The organism is Kitasatospora albolonga (assembly GCA_002082585.1).
Lineage (GTDB): Bacteria > Actinomycetota > Actinomycetes > Streptomycetales > Streptomycetaceae > Streptomyces > Streptomyces stephensoniae.
In genome coordinates this window covers 1,331,737-1,353,725 of the sequence record CP020563.1, presented here as the reverse complement: position 1 = coordinate 1,353,725, position 21,989 = coordinate 1,331,737, and the positions used below count along the sequence as shown (strand labels likewise).

General features: G+C 70.5%; 14 protein-coding genes and 2 rRNA genes. 12 read left to right on the top strand and 4 right to left on the bottom strand.

Annotation, left to right across the window (positions count from 1 at the left end; genetic code table 11):
* The first annotated feature begins 226 nt into the window (after nt 1-226).
* From B7C62_05770 to B7C62_05760, 3 genes are all read left to right on the top strand, one after another.
* A 23S ribosomal RNA gene (locus tag B7C62_05770) occupies nt 227-3,376 on the top strand.
* A 106-nt stretch (nt 3,377-3,482) separates the two neighbouring features.
* A 5S ribosomal RNA gene (gene rrf / locus B7C62_05765) occupies nt 3,483-3,599 on the top strand.
* Between the two features lie 128 nt (nt 3,600-3,727).
* Nucleotides 3,728-5,770, top strand: coding sequence for a hypothetical protein (locus B7C62_05760; protein ARF71817.1), 2,043 nt, complete (start codon nt 3,728-3,730; stop codon nt 5,768-5,770).
* 273 nt (nt 5,771-6,043) lie between these two features.
* Here B7C62_05760 and B7C62_05755 read toward each other — a convergent pair whose 3' ends face one another.
* Nucleotides 6,044-7,321 (bottom strand): chromosome partitioning protein ParA, encoded by a 1,278-nt coding sequence (locus B7C62_05755; GenBank protein ID ARF71816.1) that lies wholly within the window; start codon nt 7,319-7,321, stop codon nt 6,044-6,046.
* Between the two features lie 71 nt (nt 7,322-7,392).
* Here B7C62_05755 and B7C62_05750 point away from each other — a divergent pair, with 71 nt between their 5' ends.
* Entirely contained in the window at nt 7,393-8,427 is a 1,035-nt protein-coding gene (locus B7C62_05750) for an HAD family hydrolase (protein ARF71815.1), read from the top strand.
* Nucleotides 8,428-8,547: 120 nt separating this feature from the next.
* The gene (locus B7C62_05745; protein ID ARF71814.1) at nt 8,548-9,348 is read left to right on the top strand and encodes an ABC transporter; all 801 of its coding nucleotides are present in this window, start codon (nt 8,548-8,550) and stop codon (nt 9,346-9,348) included.
* Between the two features lie 72 nt (nt 9,349-9,420).
* Here the strand turns inward: B7C62_05745 and B7C62_05740 are convergent, their stop codons facing one another.
* Nucleotides 9,421-9,768, bottom strand: coding sequence for a sterol-binding protein (locus B7C62_05740; GenBank protein ARF71813.1), 348 nt, complete (start codon nt 9,766-9,768; stop codon nt 9,421-9,423).
* A 42-nt stretch (nt 9,769-9,810) separates the two neighbouring features.
* Between B7C62_05740 and B7C62_05735 the strand changes: the two genes are divergently transcribed.
* The 5 genes from B7C62_05735 to B7C62_05715 all read left to right on the top strand — a co-directional run bounded on the left by B7C62_05735 (nt 9,811) and on the right by B7C62_05715 (nt 15,246).
* Complete coding sequence (locus B7C62_05735) at nt 9,811-10,140, top strand: hypothetical protein (protein ARF71812.1); 330 nt, start codon at nt 9,811-9,813, stop codon at nt 10,138-10,140.
* Nucleotides 10,141-10,217: 77 nt separating this feature from the next.
* Nucleotides 10,218-11,033: a 16S/23S rRNA (cytidine-2'-O)-methyltransferase gene (locus tag B7C62_05730; GenBank protein ARF71811.1), complete on the top strand. Its 816-nt coding sequence runs from the start codon at nt 10,218-10,220 to the stop codon at nt 11,031-11,033.
* Nucleotides 11,034-11,065: 32 nt separating this feature from the next.
* Nucleotides 11,066-11,971, top strand: coding sequence for an NAD kinase (locus B7C62_05725; protein ARF77010.1), 906 nt, complete (start codon nt 11,066-11,068; stop codon nt 11,969-11,971).
* Between the two features lie 95 nt (nt 11,972-12,066).
* Nucleotides 12,067-13,812 (top strand): DNA repair protein RecN, encoded by a 1,746-nt coding sequence (locus B7C62_05720; GenBank protein ARF71810.1) that lies wholly within the window; start codon nt 12,067-12,069, stop codon nt 13,810-13,812.
* A gap of 342 nt (nt 13,813-14,154) precedes the next feature.
* A complete protein-coding gene (locus B7C62_05715) occupies nt 14,155-15,246 on the top strand; it encodes a glycosyltransferase (protein ARF71809.1) in 1,092 nt (363 codons plus the stop codon).
* Nucleotides 15,247-15,314: 68 nt separating this feature from the next.
* Here B7C62_05715 and B7C62_05710 read toward each other — a convergent pair whose 3' ends face one another.
* Together B7C62_05710 and B7C62_05705 are read right to left on the bottom strand one after the other, a co-directional pair.
* On the bottom strand, nt 15,315-16,940 hold the full coding sequence (locus B7C62_05710) for a transcriptional regulator (GenBank protein ID ARF71808.1): 1,626 nt from the start codon (nt 16,938-16,940) through the stop codon (nt 15,315-15,317).
* 119 nt (nt 16,941-17,059) lie between these two features.
* Nucleotides 17,060-18,013 (bottom strand): taurine dioxygenase, encoded by a 954-nt coding sequence (locus tag B7C62_05705; protein ID ARF71807.1) that lies wholly within the window; start codon nt 18,011-18,013, stop codon nt 17,060-17,062.
* 584 nt (nt 18,014-18,597) lie between these two features.
* Here B7C62_05705 and B7C62_05700 point away from each other — a divergent pair.
* Together B7C62_05700 and B7C62_05695 are read left to right on the top strand one after the other, a co-directional pair.
* Nucleotides 18,598-19,908 carry a NagC family transcriptional regulator gene (locus tag B7C62_05700; protein ID ARF71806.1) on the top strand — a complete coding sequence of 437 codons (1,311 nt, stop codon included), beginning with the start codon at nt 18,598-18,600 and terminating at the stop codon, nt 19,906-19,908.
* 476 nt (nt 19,909-20,384) lie between these two features.
* Nucleotides 20,385-21,989, top strand: a complete 1,605-nt coding sequence (locus B7C62_05695) for a peptide ABC transporter substrate-binding protein (GenBank protein ARF71805.1) — start codon at nt 20,385-20,387, stop codon at nt 21,987-21,989.

The window sequence follows — 21,989 nt, the reverse complement described above, 5'->3', positions numbered from 1 at the left end:
TGTCCGGTGCTGGTTGCTCATGGGTGGAACGTTGACTATTCGGCACGATCAATCGGTTTCTGCTAGTACTGCTTCGGCGTGGAACACAGGAGAAGAGGGATCGTGTCGGGCACGTTGTTGGGTGTCTGAGGGTGCGGCCGTAAGGTTGTTCCTTCGTTCCGGCCCCAGTGAACTCGTCCCGTAATGGGGTGGGGTGGTGGGTGGCTGGTCGTTGTTTGAGAACTGCACAGTGGACGCGAGCATCTGTGGCCAAGTTTTTAAGGGCGCACGGTGGATGCCTTGGCACCAGGAACCGATGAAGGACGTGGGAGGCCACGATAGTCCCCGGGGAGCTGTCAACCAAGCTTTGATCCGGGGGTTTCCGAATGGGGAAACCCGGCAGTCGTCATGGGCTGTCACCCGCTGCTGAACACATAGGCAGTGTGGAGGGAACGAGGGGAAGTGAAACATCTCAGTACCCTCAGGAAGAGAAAACAACCGTGATTCCGGGAGTAGTGGCGAGCGAAACTGGATGAGGCCAAACCGTATGCGTGTGATACCCGGCAGGGGTTGCGTATGCGGGGTTGTGGGAGTTCTCTTTCACAGTCTGCCGGCTGTGAGGCGAGTCAGAAACCGTTGATGTAGGCGAAGGACATGCGAAAGGTCCGGCGTAGAGGGTAAGACCCCCGTAGCTGAAACATTGACGGCTCGTTTGAGAACCACCCAAGTAGCACGGGGCCCGAGAAATCCCGTGTGAATCTGGCGGGACCACCCGCTAAGCCTAAATATTCCCTGGTGACCGATAGCGGATAGTACCGTGAGGGAATGGTGAAAAGTACCGCGGGAGCGGAGTGAAATAGTACCTGAAACCGTGTGCCTACAAGCCGTGGGAGCGTCGCACATCGAGCTTGCTCGGTGTGTCGTGACTGCGTGCCTTTTGAAGAATGAGCCTGCGAGTTAGCGGTGTGTAGCGAGGTTAACCCGTGTGGGGAAGCCGTAGCGAAAGCGAGTCCGAACAGGGCGTTTGAGTTGCACGCTCTAGACCCGAAGCGGAGTGATCTAGCCATGGGCAGGTTGAAGCGGAGGTAAGACTTCGTGGAGGACCGAACCCACCAGGGTTGAAAACCTGGGGGATGACCTGTGGTTAGGGGTGAAAGGCCAATCAAACTCCGTGATAGCTGGTTCTCCCCGAAATGCATTTAGGTGCAGCGTCGTGTGTTTCTTGCCGGAGGTAGAGCACTGGATAGGCGATGGGCCCTACCGGGTTACTGACCTTAGCCAAACTCCGAATGCCGGTAAGTGAGAGCGCGGCAGTGAGACTGTGGGGGATAAGCTCCATGGTCGAGAGGGAAACAGCCCAGAGCATCGACTAAGGCCCCTAAGCGTACGCTAAGTGGGAAAGGATGTGGAGTCGCAGAGACAACCAGGAGGTTGGCTTAGAAGCAGCCACCCTTGAAAGAGTGCGTAATAGCTCACTGGTCAAGTGATTCCGCGCCGACAATGTAGCGGGGCTCAAGCGTACCGCCGAAGTCGTGTCAATCCAACAATAGGGCCAACGCCTGTTGGGTTGGGTAGGGGAGCGTCGTGTGCCGGGTGAAGCAGCCGTGGAAGCGAGTTGTGGACGGTTCACGAGTGAGAATGCAGGCATGAGTAGCGATACACACGTGAGAAACGTGTGCGCCGATTGACTAAGGGTTCCTGGGTCAAGCTGATCTGCCCAGGGTAAGTCGGGACCTAAGGCGAGGCCGACAGGCGTAGTCGATGGACAACCGGTTGATATTCCGGTACCCGCTTTGAAACGCCCAGTACTGAATCAGGCGATGCTAAGTCCGTGAAGCCGGCCCGATCTCTTCGGAGTTGAGGGTAGTGGTGGAGCCGATGAACCAGACTTGTAGTAGGTAAGCGATGGGGTGACGCAGGAAGGTAGTCCAGCCCGGGCGGTGGTTGTCCCGGGGTAAGGGTGTAGGACGTTGTGTAGGCAAATCCGCACAACATGAAGTCTGAGACCTGATGCCGAGCCGATTGTGGTGAAGTGGATGATCCTATGCTGTCGAGAAAAGCCTCTAGCGAGTTTCATGGCGGCCCGTACCCTAAACCGACTCAGGTGGTCAGGTAGAGAATACCGAGGCGTTCGGGTGAACTATGGTTAAGGAACTCGGCAAAATGCCCCCGTAACTTCGGGAGAAGGGGGGCCATCACCGGTGATCGGACTTGCTCCGTGAGCTGGGGGTGGCCGCAGAGACCAGCGAGAAGCGACTGTTTACTAAAAACACAGGTCCGTGCGAAGCCGTAAGGCGATGTATACGGACTGACGCCTGCCCGGTGCTGGAACGTTAAGGGGACCGGTTAGCTGCTCTTCGGGGTGGCGAAGCTGAGAACTTAAGCGCCAGTAAACGGCGGTGGTAACTATAACCATCCTAAGGTAGCGAAATTCCTTGTCGGGTAAGTTCCGACCTGCACGAATGGCGTAACGACTTCTCGACTGTCTCAACCATAGGCCCGGTGAAATTGCACTACGAGTAAAGATGCTCGTTTCGCGCAGCAGGACGGAAAGACCCCGGGACCTTTACTATAGTTTGATATTGGTGTTCGGTTCGGCTTGTGTAGGATAGGTGGGAGACTGTGAAGCGGCCACGCCAGTGGTTGTGGAGTCGTCGTTGAAATACCACTCTGGTCGTGCTGGATGTCTAACCTGGGTCCGTGATCCGGATCAGGGACAGTGTCTGATGGGTAGTTTAACTGGGGCGGTTGCCTCCTAAAGAGTAACGGAGGCGCCCAAAGGTTCCCTCAGCCTGGTTGGCAATCAGGTGTTGAGTGTAAGTGCACAAGGGAGCTTGACTGTGAGACCGACGGGTCGAGCAGGGACGAAAGTCGGGACTAGTGATCCGGCAGTGGCTTGTGGAAGCGCTGTCGCTCAACGGATAAAAGGTACCCCGGGGATAACAGGCTGATCTTCCCCAAGAGTCCATATCGACGGGATGGTTTGGCACCTCGATGTCGGCTCGTCGCATCCTGGGGCTGGAGTCGGTCCCAAGGGTTGGGCTGTTCGCCCATTAAAGCGGTACGCGAGCTGGGTTTAGAACGTCGTGAGACAGTTCGGTCCCTATCCGCTGTGCGCGTAGGAATATTGAGAAGGGCTGTCCCTAGTACGAGAGGACCGGGACGGACGAACCTCTGGTGTGCCAGTTGTTCTGCCAAGGGCATGGCTGGTTGGCTACGTTCGGAAAGGATAACCGCTGAAAGCATCTAAGCGGGAAGCCTGCTTCGAGATGAGTATTCCCACCAACTAGATTGGTTAAGGCTCCCAGTAGACGACTGGGTTGATAGGCCAGATGTGGAAGCCCGGTAACGGGTGGAGCTGACTGGTACTAATAGGCCGAGGGCTTGTCCTCAGTTGCTCGCGTCCACTGTGTTGTTCCCGGGTTGCGAACAGTTATCGCGCCGGTTGAACAGCTTCACTACTTAATTGAAGAGTGTGCTTGTTCGCTAGAACCCGATAGGGTTTCGGTGGTCATTGCGTTAGGGAAACGCCCGGTTACATTCCGAACCCGGAAGCTAAGCCTTTCAGCGCCGATGGTACTGCAGGGGGGACCCTGTGGGAGAGTAGGACGCCGCCGAACAATCTTTCAAGGACCCCTGGTCCCAGCGTTCAACGCTGGGACCAGGGGTCCTTTTTGTTTTGTCGAAGCGCGTCCGAGGGTCGGCTGCGCGAGAATGTCTGTGGTACCCGAAGACAGGAGTCACACCCATGTCCACCAACTCTCCCGACGATCGTCCGGAGCGCGAGCCGCGTCGCCGGGACGGTGGTGACCGGGGCGGTTACCGCGGTGGTCGTGACGACCGGTCCGGTTCCGCAGCACCGCGCCGCGACAACGACCGTGGCCCCCGTCGTGACGACAGCCGGCCGGCCGGTGGTGGCACCGGCGGCGGTTTCCGCCGTGACGACCGGGACCGCGATCGGGACCGTGGGCCTCGTCGTGACGACAACCGTGGCGGTGGTTTCGGCGGCGGTTTCCGTCGCGACGACAACCGTGGAGGTAACTCCGGGGGTGGCTTCCGCCGCGATGACAACCGGGGTGGTGGCTTCCGCAGGGACGACAACCGGGGTGGCGGCTCCGGCGGTGGCTTCCGGCGGGACGACCGGGACCGCGACCGCGACCGTGGTGGCCGACCCGCTGGCGGTGGGTTCGAGCGCCGCGACGATCGGCCGCGTGGCGGCGGTGGCACCTTCCCCCGTGACGACCGTGGGGGCAAAGCCGGTGGTGGGTTCCGTCGCGATGACAGCCGTGGCGGCGGCTCCGGTGGTGGCTTCCGCCGTGACGACCGGGACCGTGGTGCTCGTCCGAGCGGTGGTGGGTTCGACCGGCGTGATGACCGGCCGCGTGGGCCGCGTCGCGACGACGACCGCCCCAGCAACGGTGGCGGTTTCCGTCGGGACGACAACCGGGGCGGCGGCTCCGGCGGTGGCTTCCGCCGTGACGACCGGGACCGGGACCGTGGTGGGTTCGACCGGCGTGACGATCGGCCGCGTGGGCCGCGTCGCGACGACGACCGCGCCAACAGCGGTGGTGGGTTCCGCCGTGACGACAACCGGGGTGGCGGCTTCCGTCGCGACGACCGCGACCGGGACCGTGGTGGCTCCGGCGGCGGGTTCCGCCGTGACGACCGGGACCGGGACCGTGGGCCTCGTCGTGATGACGACCGTGGTGGTTACCGCGGTGGTCCGCAGCGCGACGACCGGGACCGCGACCGCGGTGGCCGTCCCAGCGGTGGTGGGTTCGACCGGCGTGATGACCGGCCGCGTGGGCCGCGTCGCGACGACGACCGCCCCAACAGCGGTGGCGGTTTCCGTCGCGATGACAACCGTGGCGGCGGCTTCCGCCGCGACGACCGCGACCGTGGCGGCTACCGAGGCGGCCAGCGCGACGACCGCGACCGTGGCGGGTTCCGTGGGCGGGACGACCGGGACCGGGACCGTGAGCCGATCAAGCGGCTGCCGATCCCCGAGGACGTCACCGGGGACGAGATCGACAAGGACGTACGCCAGGAGCTCATGAGCCTGCCGAAGACCCTTGCCGAGGATGTCGCGCGCAACCTCGTCATGGTGGCCCGGCTGATCGACGAGGACCCGGAGGAGGCGTACGCGTACTCCCGTATCGCTCTGCGGCTCGCCTCGCGGGTCGCCGCCGTGCGGGAAGCGGCCGGGTTCGCGGCCTACGCGACGCAGAAGTACGCGGAGGCGCTCGCCGAGTTCCGGGCCTCCCGGCGGATGACCGGGTCCGTGGAGCTGTGGCCCGTCATGGCGGACTGCGAGCGCGGTCTCGGCCGGCCCGAGCGGGCGATGGCCATGGCCGGTGAGCCCGAGGTGCGGAAGCTGGACAAGGCCGGCCAGGTCGAGATGCGGCTGGTGGCCGCCGGGGCCCGTCGGGACATGGGGCAGATCGACGCCGCCATCGTCACGCTCCAGGGCCCCGAGCTCGCCTCCAACTCCGTGCAGCCGTGGACGCCGCGTCTCCGCTACGCGTACGCGGACGCGCTGCTGGAGGCGGGGCGTGAGGACGAGGCCCGTGAGTGGTTCGGCAAGGCTCTGGAGGCCGACAAGGACGGCTCGACCGATGCGTCGGACCGGCTCGCCGAGCTGGACGGGGTGGAGTTCGTCGACGCCCTGGGTGACGACGAGGGCGTGGAGATCACCGAGGTCGACGGATCATCCGGCCTCTCCGCCGACGACGTCTCCGACAACGCCCCCGAGGGCGATGACGAGCGCGGCGACGGGGCCGCCAAGGGCTAGGGTGTGTCCGGCGGATCTTGACCGGGTCCGCGACGCCTGGCACTTCCCCAAGCTCTCGGCTTCGCTCGAGCAGGGGAGGCCCCATCCCTCGCGGCGTTGCCGAAACGCCCGAATCGCTCCGCGATGAGGACGTTCCAGCGCCTTGCGATGCACCGCACCAGACGCCGCGGCCTGTCCGGTCCTGACCCGCCGGACACGCCCTAGTCGCAGCTGACAGCCGACGTGGGAAAGGGGCGGTACTCCCCGAAGGAGTACCGCCCCTTTCCCCTGCCCTCAGTCCAGCGTCAGGCTCCGCATGACCAGCCCCGTCGCCGGTTTCGGGCCGAACGACGTCGACTTGCGGGGCATGGTGACGCCCTGCCGGGCCAGGTCCCGGACGACCTCTTCGCGTGCCGGGTGCATGAGCACCGCCGTGGCGCCGAGCCGTTCGGCCTGTTCGACCGCCGCCCCGGTGTCGTGGATGTAGCCGATGTGCTCGGGGCCGTCGGGGATGCGCCAGACCTCATCGAGCAGCGCGGAGTGGAGCACCGTCGCGTCCAGGGTGCGCCATGCCTCGGGGCGGTCCGTCCGGATCGTACGGGCCAGCAGGGCCGGGTCCGGGCGGTCCACCAGGTGGAAGCGGCCGTCGCCGGTGAGGAGGAACGCGTTGCCCTCCGCCGCCGCACCGGCCAGGGCGTCCAGCGCGCGGGGGAGCGGACCCTCCACCGTACGGACCCGGAAGAGGCCCGCGAGTCCTTCGAGCGCCCGGGCCACCGGCAGGCCGCGCAGGAGCCGGTGGATCGCGCGGACCTGGAGCGGGTGGCGGGTGGTGTCGACGAGCAGGACCAGGCCGAAGTCCCAGGGGCCGGGGGCGGTCTGCTCCCGCTGGAGCCGGAGGTAGGTGGCCCAGCGGTGGTGGCCGTCGGCGATCAGGGCCTGGTGGTGGGCGAGATCCGTCTCGATCTCGCCCCGCTCGGCCGGGTCCGTCACCGCCCAGAGGCGGTGGTGGAACCCGTCCTCCGTCGTCGTGGAGAGCAGCGGGGGCCGCTCGGCCGTCCGCTCGATGACCGCCGCGGCGCCCGTGGGGGAGCCGTCGCCGCGGTAGGTCAGCAGCAGCGGCTCCAGGTGGGCCTGCATGGTGCGCATCAGCTCCGCGCGGTCCGCCACGACGTCGTCCATGACGTCCTCGTGCGGCAGGACGATCCCGTCGGCGGCGGGCGAGAGGGCCAGGGCGCCGATCAGGCCGCGCTGGAGGATCTCGTCGTTGCGCTGCTCGTAGACGTAGAGCGCGGGCTCCGGGTCCGGGGCGATGACGCCTTCGGCCAGCCAGCGCTCCAGCGTCCTCGCCGCCTGCCGGTGCCGGTCCCCCGCGGTGTCCGCCTGGGGGAGGATGAGGCGCACGATGTTGTGCGGGTCCGCCGATTCCAGGTGGTGCAGGCCGTCGGGCCGGACGACCACGTCGTACGGGGGCGAGGTCACGGCGGCGAGACTGCCGACCCGCTCGGGGACGTAACGCAGTCCGCGGAACGGGATCAGCCGCAGCCCCTGCTCGTCGGGACCTGAAGTGTTCATTTGAGCATCGTATGTGTGCACCGGGCATGCGCGATGATCGGGGGAGATCCACGGATGAGGAGCAGAGGTCAATGAGCCAGCAGCAGGACAGGTACCGTCCCTCGGGGAGCAGCACGGCGCTGAGTGCGGCCTACGACACGGCTCTCCTCGACCTGGACGGGGTGGTGTACGCGGGCGGCGAGGCGATCGTGCACGCCGTGGCGTCCCTGGGCGCCGCGCGGGACGGCGGGATGCACCTCGCGTACGTCACCAACAACGCCCTGCGCACACCGGACGCGGTCGCGGAGCACCTGACCGAGCTGGGCGTGCCCGCCGAGGCCGCCGATGTGATCACCTCGGCCCAGGCGGTCGCCCGGCTGATGGCGGATCAGCTGCCCGCCGGGTCCCGGGTGCTGGTCGTCGGCGGCGAGGGGCTGCGGGTCGCCCTGCGGGAGCGCGGTCTCGTGCCGGTGGAGTCGGCGGACGACGGGCCGGTGGCCGTGGTCCAGGGGTACGGGGGGCCGGATCTGGCGTGGGGGCGGTTCGCCGAGGCGAGTTACGCCGTCGCGCGCGGGCTGCCGTGGTACGCGTCCAACACCGACCTGACCATTCCGGGCGCCCGGGGCATCGCGCCCGGCAACGGCGCCGCCGTGGAGGTCGTACGGATCGCCACCGGGGCCGAGCCGCAGGTCGCCGGGAAGCCGTTGCCGCCGATGCACCGCGAGACCGTGCTGCGGACCGGGGCGAAGCGGCCGCTGGTCGTCGGGGACCGGCTGGACACGGACATCGAGGGCGCGTTCAACGGAGGCGTGGACTCGCTGCTCGTGCTGACCGGGGTGACGGACGCGGCCCAGCTGCTCGCCGCCCCGCCGCGGCACCGGCCGACCTATGTGGACCGGGACCTGCGGGGGCTGCTGACCGGGCAGCCCGAGGTGACGGAGACGGGCGGCGTCTTCCGGTGCGGGGGGTGGACCGCGCTCGTACGGGACGGGGAGGAGCTGGTCCTGGAGGGCGAAGGCGATCCGCTCGACGGGCTGCGGGCGCTCTGCGGTGCCGCGTGGACCTTCGCCGGGGACGGGGCGTTCGCGCCGGACCCGCGGAAGGCCGTCGCCGCGCTCGGGCTGTAGCTGCCCAAGGAGTCGGGGCCAGGGGCGCCAGAAGGAAGATAGGCTAACCTAACTTGGTGTTGGTCGGAGGTCTGCCCGGCCCTGATCCGCCGGACACCCTCTGACTCCGGGAGTACGACCATGCAGCGCCTCACCGCGGAATCGGTGACCCTCGGCTACGACCAGCGGATCATCGCCGAGGATCTCTCGGTCGAGATACCCGACAACTCCTTCACCGTGATCGTCGGGCCCAACGCCTGCGGCAAGTCCACCCTGCTGCGCTCGCTCGCCCGGATGCTGAAGCCCAGCCGGGGGCAGGTGCTGCTCGACGGGCAGATCATCCACCAGCTGCCCGCGAAGAAGGTGGCCCGGACCCTGGGGCTGCTGCCGCAGTCCTCCATCGCCCCCGACGGCATCACCGTCGCCGACCTCGTCGCCCGTGGCCGCTACCCCCACCAGGGGCTGCTGCGGCAGTGGTCGCCGGAGGACGAGCGGGTGGTCCAGGAGTCCATGGAGTCGACCGGGGTGGACGCGCTGGCCGACCGCTATGTCGACGAGCTCTCCGGCGGCCAGCGGCAGCGGGTCTGGATCGCCATGGCCCTGGCCCAGCAGACCCCGCTGCTCCTGCTGGACGAGCCGACGACGTACCTCGACATCCAGCACCAGATCGACGTCCTCGACCTGTGCGCGGAGCTGCACGAGACGCAGGGGCGCACGCTCGTCGCCGTACTCCACGATCTGAACCATGCCGCGCGGTACGCCACCCACCTCATCGCGATGCGGGACGGCGAGATCATCGCGGAGGGGGCGCCGTCGGACGTGGTCGACGCGGAGCTGGTGGAGCGGGTGTTCGGGATGCGGTGCCAGGTGATCGACGATCCGGAGACCGGGACTCCGTTGGTGGTGCCGGCGGCGCGGAAGGCGCGGAAGGTCGCCGCCTGAGGGCGGTCGAGAGGGTGCGGGTGGAGCCCTTGCCGGGCGCTTCGTCCTCCCTTGCCGGACGGGCTCGGGGTGCTACAGCAGTGATCTCAGCTTCAGCAGGTCCCTGAACCCCGCCTCCAGCCGTACGCGCCCCGATGCCCACGCCTTCGCGAAGTTCAGGTCGCCGTCCACCAGGGAGACCAGGTCGTCGCCCGTCATCGCGAGCCGGATCTCCGCCTTCTCGCGGGGCGGGCCCTCGACCGTGTCCCGCACCGTGATCCGGCCATCGGCCAGCCGGCCGGTGAACGTGATGTCGAGATCCTTGATGTGACAGCTCAGCGAGCGGTCGAGCGCGGCGGCGCTGCGTACGTCGCCGTCGGCCGTCGCGAGGTTGTCGGAAAGTCTTCTCAGTGCGCTGCGGCACTCCGCCATGGTCGCCATCGTGCTCGACGGTACACCGGCCCGTCGCGGTAGCGTTTCGGCATGAGCGACTGGATGCCGGAGGCGGGGACACCGCCCGTGAGCCCGCCCGGGGAGCCGGACGGCCCGACGGGGCCCGGAGCCGGGCCCGGGGCCGTGGCGCCCTCCCACGAACCCGCCGGGCCCGCGCCCCTGGGCGTCGGGCGCACCCCCACCGGCCGGGCCGAGGTCGACGCCCTGCTGGAGCGGCTGGCGGACGCGGACCACCTCCCGGCGGACGGGCACACCGAGGTGTACGAGGATGTACACCGGGGACTGAAGGACGCGCTGACCTCGCTGGACGCCCGTCCGGCCGCCGCACCCGGACCGCCCCGGCCCGCACCGCACCCGTAAACCCGTCCGCGTACGACAACACCCGTCAACCCCATCCGCGTACGACAACACGCACGACCACAGGAGCTGAACCGAACGTGGCAGGAGTGGCACGTCGCCGCCTCGACGCCGAGCTGGTACGCCGCAAGCTCGCCCGCTCGCGCGAGCACGCGAGCCAGCTGATCGCCGCGGGGCGGGTCACCGTCGGCCGGACCACCGCGACCAAACCCGCCACCCAGGTCGAGACGGCCGCCGCGATCGTCGTGACCCAGGACGACGACGACCCCGACTACGTCTCGCGCGGCGGCCACAAGCTGGCCGGGGCGCTCGCCGCCTTCGTACCGCTGGGTCTTGCCGTCGAGGGGCGGCGGGCGCTGGACGCGGGGGCGTCGACCGGAGGGTTCACCGATGTCCTGCTGCGGGCCGGGGCCCGGCAGGTCGTCGCCGTCGACGTCGGGTACGGGCAGCTCGCCTGGTCGCTCCAGTCGGATGAACGCGTCGTCGTCAAGGACCGTACCAACGTACGGGAGTTGACGTTGGAGGACATCGACGGGGAGGCGGTCGACCTGGTGGTGGGGGATCTGTCCTTCATTCCGCTCGGGCTCGTGCTGCCCGCCCTCGCCCGGTGCGCGGCGCCCGACGCCGACCTGGTTCTCATGGTCAAGCCGCAGTTCGAGGTGGGCAAGGAGCGGCTCGGCAGCGGCGGGGTGGTGCGGAGTACGGAGCTGCGCGCCGAGGCGGTACGCGAAGTGGCGCGCCGGGCCTGGGAACTCGGGCTCGGGGTGCGCGGGGTGACGGCCAGTCCGCTGCCCGGTCCTTCGGGGAACGTCGAGTACTTTCTGTGGCTGCGGGCCGGCGCACCCGAGCTGGTTCCCGCGGATGTCGACCGTGCAGTGGCGGAGGGGCCTCGTTGACGACGAATGTGGCGACGAATGTGGCGGCGAACGTGACGACGAATGCGGCACGAACAGTCTTTCTCCTGGCGCACACCGGCCGCCCGGCGGCGATCCGCAGCGCGGAGCTCGTCGTGCAGGGGCTGCTGCGCAACGGGCTCGGCGTACGGGTCCTGGCGACCGAGGCGGCCGATCTGCCGCTCCCGGACGCCGTGGAGACGGTGACCGACACCAGCCCCGCCGCCGTGGACGGCTGCGAGCTGCTGATCGTGCTGGGCGGTGACGGGACCCTGCTGCGCGGCGCGGAGTTCTCCCGCGCCTCCGGGGTGCCGATGCTCGGCGTCAACCTCGGGCGGGTCGGCTTCCTCGCGGAGGCCGAGCGCGACGACCTCGACAAGGTGGTCTCGCGGGTCGTCACCCGTGACTACGACGTCGAGGAGCGCATGACGATCGACGTCCTCGTGCACAGCAACGGTGACATCGTCCACACCGACTGGGCGCTCAACGAGGCGGCCGTGCAGAAGGTCTCGCCCGAGCGGATGCTCGAAGTGGTCCTGGAGATCGACGGCCGTCCGGTCACCGGGTTCGGCTGCGACGGGATCGTCTGCGCGACCCCGACCGGTTCCACCGCGTACGCCTTCTCGGCGGGCGGGCCCGTCGTCTGGCCCGAGGTGGAGGCGCTGCTGATGGTCCCGATCAGCGCCCACGCCCTGTTCGCCAAGCCGCTGGTGACCGCCCCGACCTCGGTGCTCGCCGTCGAGGTCCAGCCGCACACCCCGCACGGGGTGCTCTGGTGCGACGGGCGGCGGACCGTGGAGCTGCCCGCCGGGGCCCGGGTCGAGGTGCGGCGCGGGGCGGTGCCCGTACGGCTGGCGCGGCTGCACCAGGCTTCGTTCACGGACCGGCTGGTGGCGAAGTTCGCGCTGCCGGTGTCGGGGTGGCGCGGCGCCCCGCACTGACGGCCGCCGAGGGGCCCGACGGCCCCCGGCCTACCCGGGAGAGTGAATCCGGGAGCGGGGGCCGTCGCGCGTCCGCCTCGGAACCTCGTAAGGTCATGTCCGTGTTGGAGGAGATGCGGATACGGTCGCTCGGAGTCATCGACGACGCGGTGGTGGAGCTGTCACCCGGTTTCACCGCGGTGACGGGTGAGACCGGCGCGGGCAAGACGATGGTCGTCACGAGCCTCGGGCTGCTGCTCGGCGGGCGCGCGGACCCCGCCCTCGTACGGGTCGGGGCCAAGGCCGCCGTCGTCGAGGGCAGGATCACGGTGTCCGAGGGCGACGCGGCGGTGGCGCGGGCCGAGGAGGCCGGGGCGGAGCTGGACGACGGTGCGCTGCTCATCAGCCGTACCGTTTCGGCGGAGGGACGCTCCCGGGCCCATCTCGGCGGCAGATCCGTGCCGGTCGGGGTCCTCACCGAGCTGGCGGACGAGCTGGTCGCCGTGCACGGCCAGACCGACCAGCAGGGGCTGCTGAAGCCCGCGCGGCAGCGGCAGGCGCTGGACCGGTACGCCGGGGACGGCGTGGAGGTCCCGCACGCGAAGTACGCGGCGGCCTACCGGCGGCTGCGGGCCGTCGCCGCCGAGCTGGAGGAGCTGACCACCCGGGCCCGGGAGCGGGCCCAGGAGGCGGATCTGCTGCGGTTCGGGCTGGGCGAGGTCGCCGCCGTGGAGCCGTTGCCGGGGGAGGACGCCGAACTGGCCGCCGAGGCAGAGCGGCTCGGGCACGCCGAGGCCCTCGCCTCCGCCGCCTCCCTCGCGCACACCGCGCTGGCGGGGAACCCGGAGGACCCGGAGAGCGTCGACGCCACGACCGTGGTCGCCGCCGCCGGGCAGGCGCTGGACGGGGTCCGGGCCCATGACCCGGCGCTGGCCGCGCTGGCGGACCGGATCGGGGAGATCTCCATCCTGATCGCGGACGTCTCCGGCGAACTGGCCGGGTACGCCGACCAGCTGGAGGCCGACCCGCTGCGGCTGGCCGCCGTGGAGGAGCGCCGGGCCGCCCTCACCACCCTGACCCGGAAGTACGGCGAGGACATCGCGGCCGTGCTCGCCTGGGCGCAGGAGGGCGCGGGCCGACTCACCGAGCTGGAGGGCGACGACGAGCGGATCGGCGAGCTGACGGCCGAGCGGGACACGTTGCGCGCCGAACTCTCCGTGCTGGGCCAGGCGTTGACCGATGCGCGTACGGAGGCCGCCGCCCGGTTCGCGGAGGCGGTGACCGAGGAGCTGGCCTCGCTCGCCATGCCGCACGCCCGGGTCTCGTTCGCCATCCGGCAGACCGAGGCGGCGGACGAGGCGTCCGGCATCGACATCGGCGGGCGGAGCGTCGTCTACGGCCCTTCGGGCGCCGACGAGGTCGAACTGCTGCTCGCCCCGCACCCGGGTGCCCAGCCCCGGCCGATCGCCAAGGGCGCCTCGGGCGGTGAGCTGTCCCGGGTGATGCTCGCGGTGGAGGTCGTCTTCGCGGGCTCCGACCCGGTGCCCACGTACCTCTTCGACGAGGTCGACGCGGGGGTCGGCGGCAAGGCCGCGGTGGAGGTCGGGCGGCGGCTGGCCAAGCTCGCCCGGTCCGCGCAGGTCGTCGTCGTGACGCACCTGCCGCAGGTGGCGGCCTTCGCCGACCGGCAGCTGCTGGTCGAGAAGACCGTGGACGGCTCGGTGACCCGCAGTGGCGTCACAGTCCTGGAGGGCGAGGACCGGGTCCGGGAGCTGTCCCGGATGCTGGCGGGCCAGGAGGACTCCGAGACGGCCCGCGCCCATGCGGAGGAGCTGCTCGCCTCGGCGCGCAAGGACGGGTAGGAGGGCGGGAGCTCCGCGGGGCCGGACGGGGGCTTCCTGTCCGGCCCCGCAGGTGTGGGGGTGTGCGTGCGGCTCTCCATGCCTGCCTGTGGGTGTCCCCGCTGCCTGCGGGTGTTCCCGTTTCCTGCGAGTGTCGCCGCTTCTGGTGGGTGTCCTCGCTTCCCGCGCGGGAAGCGGTGGCAACTTTGCGCCTATGGATTCACCCGTGAGAGTGGTGCCGTGTGGCCGGTTGTCGCTGCGGGGCGGGCAGCAACGTTCAGGCAGTCCCGGAACGCGCGTACGGACTGGCATCCTTGGCGCTGTATCTACCGCCGACTCGGGGACCCCGGGGAGCCAATCAACGTGTCACAACTGCGTACGGTCCAAGTCCTGGGCGGCGGCAGTGCGGGCAGCAGCGCGCACGTCAGTTCGCTGGCCGCCGGACTGGTGGCGCGCGGGGTGCAGGTCACCGTCTGCGCTCCGCCCGCGGTGGACCACGCCTACGACTTCACGGCGACCGGGGCCCGGTTCCTGCCGGTGCCCCGGCGCAGCGACCCGGCCGCCGTCGCCGCGCTGCGCGCCGCCTGTACGGGGGCCGACGTGGTCCACGCCCACGGGCTGCACGCCGCCGCCCGCACCGCGCTCGCCCTCAGCGGGCGCACCGTGCCGCTGGTGATGACCTGGCACACCCGCCGGTACGCCGAAGGGGCCCGCCGCCAGATCCTGCACCTGCTGGAGCGAAGGGCCGTACGGGCGGCGGCCGTTGTCCTCGCCCCCTCCTCCGACCTGGTGGACCGGGCGCGGGTCCGGGGGGCCCGGGACGCGCGGCTCGCCCCGGCCGCCGCCCCGGCCCCGCGCCGGGCGGGCAGCCTGCACGACGGCAAGGCCCGGGCCGAACTGGGCGCGGTGGAACGGCCGTTGCTGATGGCGGTCGGCAGCCTCGTCCCGCACCACGGCTTCGGGACCCTGCTGGACGCCGCCCGCGTGTGGCGCGAGCTCGACCCCGTACCCCTGCTCGTCATCGCGGGGGAGGGGCGCGACCGGAACGCCCTGCAACAGCGCATCAGGGACGAGGAGTTGCCCGTACGGCTGCTCGGGTGCCGGGACGATGTCGGCGAGCTGATCGCCGCCGCCGACCTGGCCGTGCTGCCCAGCCGCTGGGAAGGGCGCTCCCTGCTGGCGCAGGAGGCGCTGCGGCTGGGCGTGCCGCTGGTCGCGAGCGACGTCGGAGGTGTGGCCGAACTCGTGGGCGAGGCCGCCGAACTGGTGCCGTACGGCAACGCGGAGGCGCTCGCCCGCACGGTGGTCCGGCTGCTGGGGGACCCGGAGCGGCGCGCGTGGCTGGCCGAGGCGGGGCGGGAGCAGGCGGCGGGGTGGCCCACCGAGGACGACACCATCGCCCATGTCCTCAGCGTGTACGACGAGTTGGCGCAGCCGTCCCCGCGCGGTCGCTGACCTGTGGGGTGGGGGCCGATGGGCTCGCGTACGGCCGCTGGACTCGCGTACGGGCGCTGAAGAGAGACCTACGTCGTGTGGCGGCGGGCCCGTAGTGCCAGGCTGAGGGCCAGCACCGTCTGCGGGTCGTCCAGGTCCGTGCCCAGCAGCTCACCGATCCGGGCGAGCCGGTTGTAGAGCGTCTGGCGGTTGAGGTGCAGTTCGCGCGCGGTCTCCGCCTTGCGGCCCGCGTGCGCCAGATACGCCTGGAGCGTCGGCAGCAGCGGCGGGCGCGAGGTGCGGTCGTGCTCGCGCAGCGGACCGATCGCCCGGTTCACGAACGCGGCCAGGTCCGGGTGGTCCCGCAGCCGCCACAGCAGCAGGTCGATGTCGAGCCGCCGGGCGTCGTACCAGGGCCGGTCGTCCAGCCCCTGCGCCGCCGTCGCCGTCTCCGAGGCGTGCCGCAGCCCGGCGCCCGCCCCGGCCCAGCTCCCCGCCACGCCGACCACGACCACCGGGGGCTGCGATCCGGCGCGGTCCAGCCCCGCACGCGCCACGCCCGCCCGCAGCGCCGCCGCCACCCGGTCCGCGACCGCCGTCCGCTCACCCTCCGAGCGCAGCCCGAGCAGCAGCGGAACCCGCCCCTCCACCGGCCGTACGCCCAGGAGTACGGGGACGCCGACCGAGGCCAGCTCCTCCAGGACCGCGCGGGCCAGCAGCGCCCAGTTGCCCGAGGGGGACAGCTCGGGCGCCAGCCGCATCACGACCGGGAGCAGCGGGGTGTCCCCGGGGCGGAAGCCGAGCACCCGGGCCTGGGCGGGGGCGTCCTCCGGGGTGATCCGGCCCTCCGCGAGGTCGGTGAGGAAGTCGCCCCGGCCCCGGGCCGCCAGCTCCTCCTCCTGCCGGGCCTGCATCAGGACCACCGCGAGCAGCCCCGCCGCCCGCTCGGCCGCCATCCGGTGCACGGTGGCCAACGGGCCCGCGACGGCGAGCAGCACCAGCCGGGCCCGTACGGCACCGGTGTCCGGACCGCCGCCCGGCACGTCCACCAGGAGCGCACCCGCCGGAGGGGACTCCCGGGCCGCCCGGTCCCCGCGCATCCCCTCCCAGACCTGGAGCGGGTCCGCGCCCACCGGACCCGTGCCCGTGGACGCCGCGTACAGGAGCTGGCCGTCCGGCGTCTCCAGGAAGACCGGGTTGGCGGTGAAGTCGGCCAGGATGCCGAGCACCTGCGGTACCCCGCCCCCGTCGAGCAGCGCCCGGGTGGCACGCCGGTGCACCTCCTCCGCCTGCTGGAGCAGGGCGTAGTGCCCGTTGACGATCTCGGTGTGCACCTCCTCGGTCACCGCGACGAACGGCACCTCGCGGTGGAGCTGCACCAGCGGAAGACCCGCCGCCCGGGCCGCGTCCACGATGGAGGCGGGCAGCCTGCTGAAGCGCGGGCCCAGCTCCACCACCAGGGCGGCGATCCCCCGGTCGGCGAGGCGGCGGACGAACGCGCGCTGCTCGGCGGGGCGGGTGCCGAGGCCCAGACCGGTGGTGAGGAGCAGCTCGCCGCCCTTGAGGAGGGAGGCGATGTTCGGGACCTCGCCCGCGTGCACCCAGCGCACCGTACGGTTCAGCCGGTCGGCGCCGGCCACCACCTCCGGGAGCCCGGCGCGCAGCCCCGGCAGCTCCAGGGCCCGCTGCACGGTGATTCCGCTGTGGCTCTCCACGTACCCGGCCCGCTTTCCCCTTGTTCCCGCCGCCCGTACCCCGGGCGTCCGTCCTGTTCAGGACGCTACCGCCCGGGGTACGGGGCGCGCATGGCAGGGGAGGCGTGCGGAGCGCGGGATCAGGCGGCGGTGGAGGCCCCGGACGCGATGCCGAAGGACGGGTCCGGCACCTCCTCCGGCGAGATCAGGGTCGAGGAGCGGCCGTCCACGCCCACCGGAACGTCCCCGTCGATGGTGACGCGGCGGAGCTTGCGCTCATGGGCGTCGGAGTCGTCCACCCCGTAGTGCTGGGTGGCCCGGTTGTCCCAGATCGCCACGTCGCCGACCTGCCACTGCCAGCGCACGGTGTTCTCCGGGCGCTCGATGTGCGACTGGAAGAGGTCCAGGAGCGTACGGGAGTCCCTGCCGGTCAGCCCGGCGATCCGCTGCACGAAGTTGCCCAGCAGCAGGGTGCGCTCACCGGTCTCCGGGTGGACGCGCACCACCGGGTGCTCGGTGAGGAACTTGGTCGAGGTGAACACCTCCTTGTACTGCTTCAGCGCCTCCGGCACGGCCTGCGGGCGCAGCGCCGCGTAGTCGTAGTCGTTGGAGTGGACCGCGCGCAGCGAGTCGGCCAGGACCCGGAGCGGCTCGGGCAGCCCCTCGTACGCGGTGGCGGTGTTGGCCCACAGGGTGTTGCCGCCGTACGGGGGGATGACGACCGCGCGCAGGACGGAGAAGGCCGGGTAGGCGGGGACGAAGGTGACGTCGGTGTGCCACTGGTTGGCCCGGGCGCCGTGGTCGGAGTCGATGCCCAGGGAGTAACGGCCGTCGGCGGACGGCACGGTGGGGTGGGCGACGGGGGTGCCGAGCAGCTTGCCGAACGCCTCGTGGCTGTCCTCGTCCAGGTGGTCCTGGCCGCGGAAGAAGACGACCTTGTTGGCGAGGAGCGCGGCGCGGATCTGCGCGACGGTCTCGGGGGAGAGGTCCCCGCCGAGCCGTACGCCGGAGATGACGGCGCCGATGCGGCCGCCGACCTTCTGGACGGTGAGGGCGGAGGTGTCGGCGGGAGCGGTGGTGGTTGCGGAGGACATGGCGTGGTTCCTTTCGGGGAGGTGCGGGGCGGGTCCGGAACGTCCGGGCAGCAGCCCACTCCATTGATTAATCTTGGAGAGAAATTAATTCGGGCGGAGAACGGCCCCCGCTGGAGAGCCAGGGGTGAAGCGGGAGCCGGAGAGGAGGAAACCGATGGGAGGACCGGAGAGAGGAATCCGGTGAGGAGGAGGAAACGAGCCCGTCCGGCCCGGAGAAGCGGCCGGTCAGGCGGCGGTACAGCGCCGGGGACACCCGGGCGCTGTCGCGGTGCGGCCGGTGTGGGCGGGCCGCGCGTCGGAATCGGCCGTCGCGAACATGCCCCGGAGAATTCCAGCGCCCCTCGGCGTACGTCAAGCACCGGTCCGGGCCCCGGCAGGTCTCCGACGGTGGTTGAATCGGCGCTTGCGCACGGCCCGGCCGCTGTCCGGCAACGTACCGTCAAACCGCCTCTGAGCAGCGGTTATCCCGGCGATCCTGGACAGGTCGGCCACCTCGCCCGGCATCGGGGCAGGGGGCCCGGCGCAATTTCATGCCGCCGTAACGTTGCGCGTGCCCCCGTGGCGCAGGACCGAAGGAAGGCCCCATGACTGCCGCCCCCCAGCTCCCCCGGACGACCGGACAACCTGCCAGGACCACCGGACAGCCCGCCCCGTCCGCCGGACAGCCCGCCCCGCCTGCCGCCCCGTCCCCCCGGCCCGCCGACCGGCTCCCCCGGGCGACCGGTGACGGCCGGCGTGAGGCCAACGCCGCCACGGTCCTGCGCGCGGTGCTCGACCACGGGCCCGTCGCCCGCAGGTCGATCGCCCAGCTCTCCGGCCTCAGCCCCGCCGCCGTATCGCGCCAGTGCGTCGACCTCGTCCGCCTCGGCCTCGTCCGTGAGCTGCCCGAACGGGTGGAGAGCAGCGGGGTCGGCAGGCCCCAGATCCCGGTCGACCTGCACACCGGGGAGAGCGACGGCCCGGTGGCGGGCGGGGTCCACATCGGGGTGCCCGGTTCGACGTTCGGCCTGCTGGACCTACGGGGCCGGCTGCTGGCCCGCCGCACCTTCCCGCACGACGGCATCGCCCCCGACGACCTCTCGCGCGAGGTCGTCGCCGGGCTCCGAGCCTTCCTCGCCGAGACCACCGGGGACCACCGCCTCCTCGGGGTCGGCGCCGCGCTCGGCGGGTGGGTGGACCCCGCGCTCGGGACGGCCGTACGGCACGACACCCTCGGCTGGCACCAGCGGCCCCTCGCCGCCGAACTCTCCCGGGGCCTCGGCGGGATCGACGTACGCATCGACAACCACGCCCGCGCCATCGCCCAGTCCGAGATCCTCTTCGGCAGGCCCGCCGCCCGCCGCAGCCTGGTCCACCTCTTCATCGGCAACGTGGTCGACGCGGCCCTCGGCATCGCCGGGGTGGTCCACCAGGGGCCGGGCTCCGGCGCGGGGGACGTCGCCCACCTGCCCGTACCGGACTCCACGGTCACCTGCCCGTGCGGGCGGACCGGCTGCCTGGAGGCGACGGCCTCCAACATGGCGGTCGCCCGGACCGCCGTGCGGCGCGGGATCGTGCCCGATGCCGATGTGTTCCTGCTGGTGGACGCGGCGGCGGCCGGGGACCGGCGGGCGGACCGGCTGCTGCGCGAGCGGGCCCGCGCGGTCGGCCGGGCGACGGCGCTCCTGCTCGACGTCCTCAACCCCGACCTGGTCGTGGTCACCGAGCACTCCAGCCTGCTCAATCCGGAGTACCTGGAGGAGATCAGGGGGGCCGCGGTCGACCTCTCGCATGTCTGCGGGGACCCCGAACGCATCGTCAGTCCACATGCCGGAATGACCGTACTGCCCGTCGCGGGCGGCACGATCGCGCTGAATCCCCTGTTCAGGAGCCCTCTGGCGGCCACCCAGCGGTAGCCGCGCGTATGGGGCAGGAGGTGAATTCGTACCAAGATCCGGACAGACCAGGTTGACCGTCCGGCGAAGCCACTGTCATATTGCTCCCGTGAACCCGGACATGCGCCTCATCTCCCGCAGGCACGTCGACCTCTGTCGACAGGCCAGCGCGGTCTGTGCCGTCCGCGGCTGACCCGGACCCCTCCGCGTTCCACGGGTTCCCTCCGCGGAGCCCTTCCCCGGACCCGGTCCTGCGCTGATCCGGCGCCCTGAGCGCCCCTTCCTTCCCGTACGCCGGTGGGCCCGGACCTTTTCCCGGCCGACCGCCCCCGACCCGTACGGGCTGACTCCTCAACTCCACCGCGTTCCGCACGTCGGTGACACCTGTACACGCGTCTCCGTTCAATTGCTCCCGCAGCGGAATCAATTGCGGAACGAATAAGTGTCACCCCCCGCCCCACCCACCGTCCCTCCCTCACTGTCACAGGCAGGCTTCGATGACCGAGCTGTATCCCTCCCCGTCCCCGTCCCCCTCCTCGGGACTCTCCCGGCGCTCCACCCTGCTCGCCGGTGGCGGCAGCGCCCTGCTGCTCGGACTGGGCCTGACGGGCTGCCGCTCGGCGGTCTCCGAGAGCGCCTCCGCTCCGCAGGAGACCGGCGCCGCACCCAAGCGCGGCGGCATCCTCAACCTCGCCATCAACGCCGACTTCACCCCCGCCCTGCTCTTCGCGCAGAGCGGCCAGTCCCTCCAGCAGCGGCTGATCTACAACACCCTGACCCGGTACGACGACAGCCTCACGCCCAAGCCGGAGCTGGCCACCTCCTGGACGTACGCGAAGGACGGGCGCAGCATCACGCTGAAGCTGCGCGACGACGTCACCTTCCACGACGGCCGCCCCTTCACCGCGGACGACGTGATCTTCGCGGTGAAGAACCTCCAGAACCCGGTCCGCGCCGCCCAGTTGCGCAGTACGGCCGCCACAATCAACGGGTTCGAGAAGCGCGGCGACCACGAGCTGGTGCTCAAGCTCGCCCACCCGGTGAACAACCTCTTCGACCTCTTCGAGTTCATGATCATCACGGATGAGAAGACCGTCGAGGACGCCGTCACCGGCAAGAAGCTCATCGGCACCGGACCGTTCAGGCTGAAGAAGTGGAGCCCCGGCTCCGGGCTGAGCCTGACCCGCAACGACAGCTACTGGCTGCCGGACCGCCCCTACCTCGACGGTGTCGAACTGCGGGTGATACCCCAGGCCGACGCGCTGATCTCGTCCCTGCGCTCCGGCCAGTCCCAGCTCTCCTTCGGCGTACCGGGCAAGAGCCTGAGCGTCATCAAGAGCGACCCCAAGCTGAAGATCACCAACTACGACACGGGCGCGGGCGCCATCTACCTCGGCGTCAACACCACCGTCGCCCCGCTGAACGACAAGACCGTCCGGCAGGCCCTCGCCTGGGCCATCGACCGCGACCGGCTCCTCGCCCAGACCCTCGGCGGTTACGGTCTCGCCTCCGCCGCTCCGTGGCCCAAGTCCTCGCCCGCCTTCAGCGAGGCCCACCGCACCCACTACACCCACAACCCCGGCAAGGCCCGCGAGCTGCTGCGGTCCGCCGGGCACAGCAAGCTCGAACTCCCGCTGCTGCACATCGCGTTGCCCGGTGACACGGCCATCGCCGAGTCCATCCAGTACGACCTCAAGCAGATCGGCGTCCATGTCACCCTGGAGCCGACCGACGGGGCCACCGCGCAGAAGAAGCTGATCTCGCAGGAGATGCCCGCGCTGTGGACCATGGGGCACGGCTTCGCCCAGGTCCAGCCCTCCACGCTCGCGGTGAGCGCGTACCCGTTCAACGAGGCCAAGAACACCTCCAAGTACCGCTCCGCCGCGTACACGAAGGTCGTCCAGGAGGCGTGGACGAAGCCCGGGACGAGCGCGGCCGGGGCCAACGCCCTGCACGAGAAGATCTCCGGCATCCTCCTCGACGAGGCGTTCATCATCGACCTCGTCGTACGCGGCCAGGTCCAGGTCAACGCCGACCGGCTGCACGGCGTCGCCCTGAACAAGTTCTCGTATCTCAACCTCGACAACGCCTACTTGGCGTGA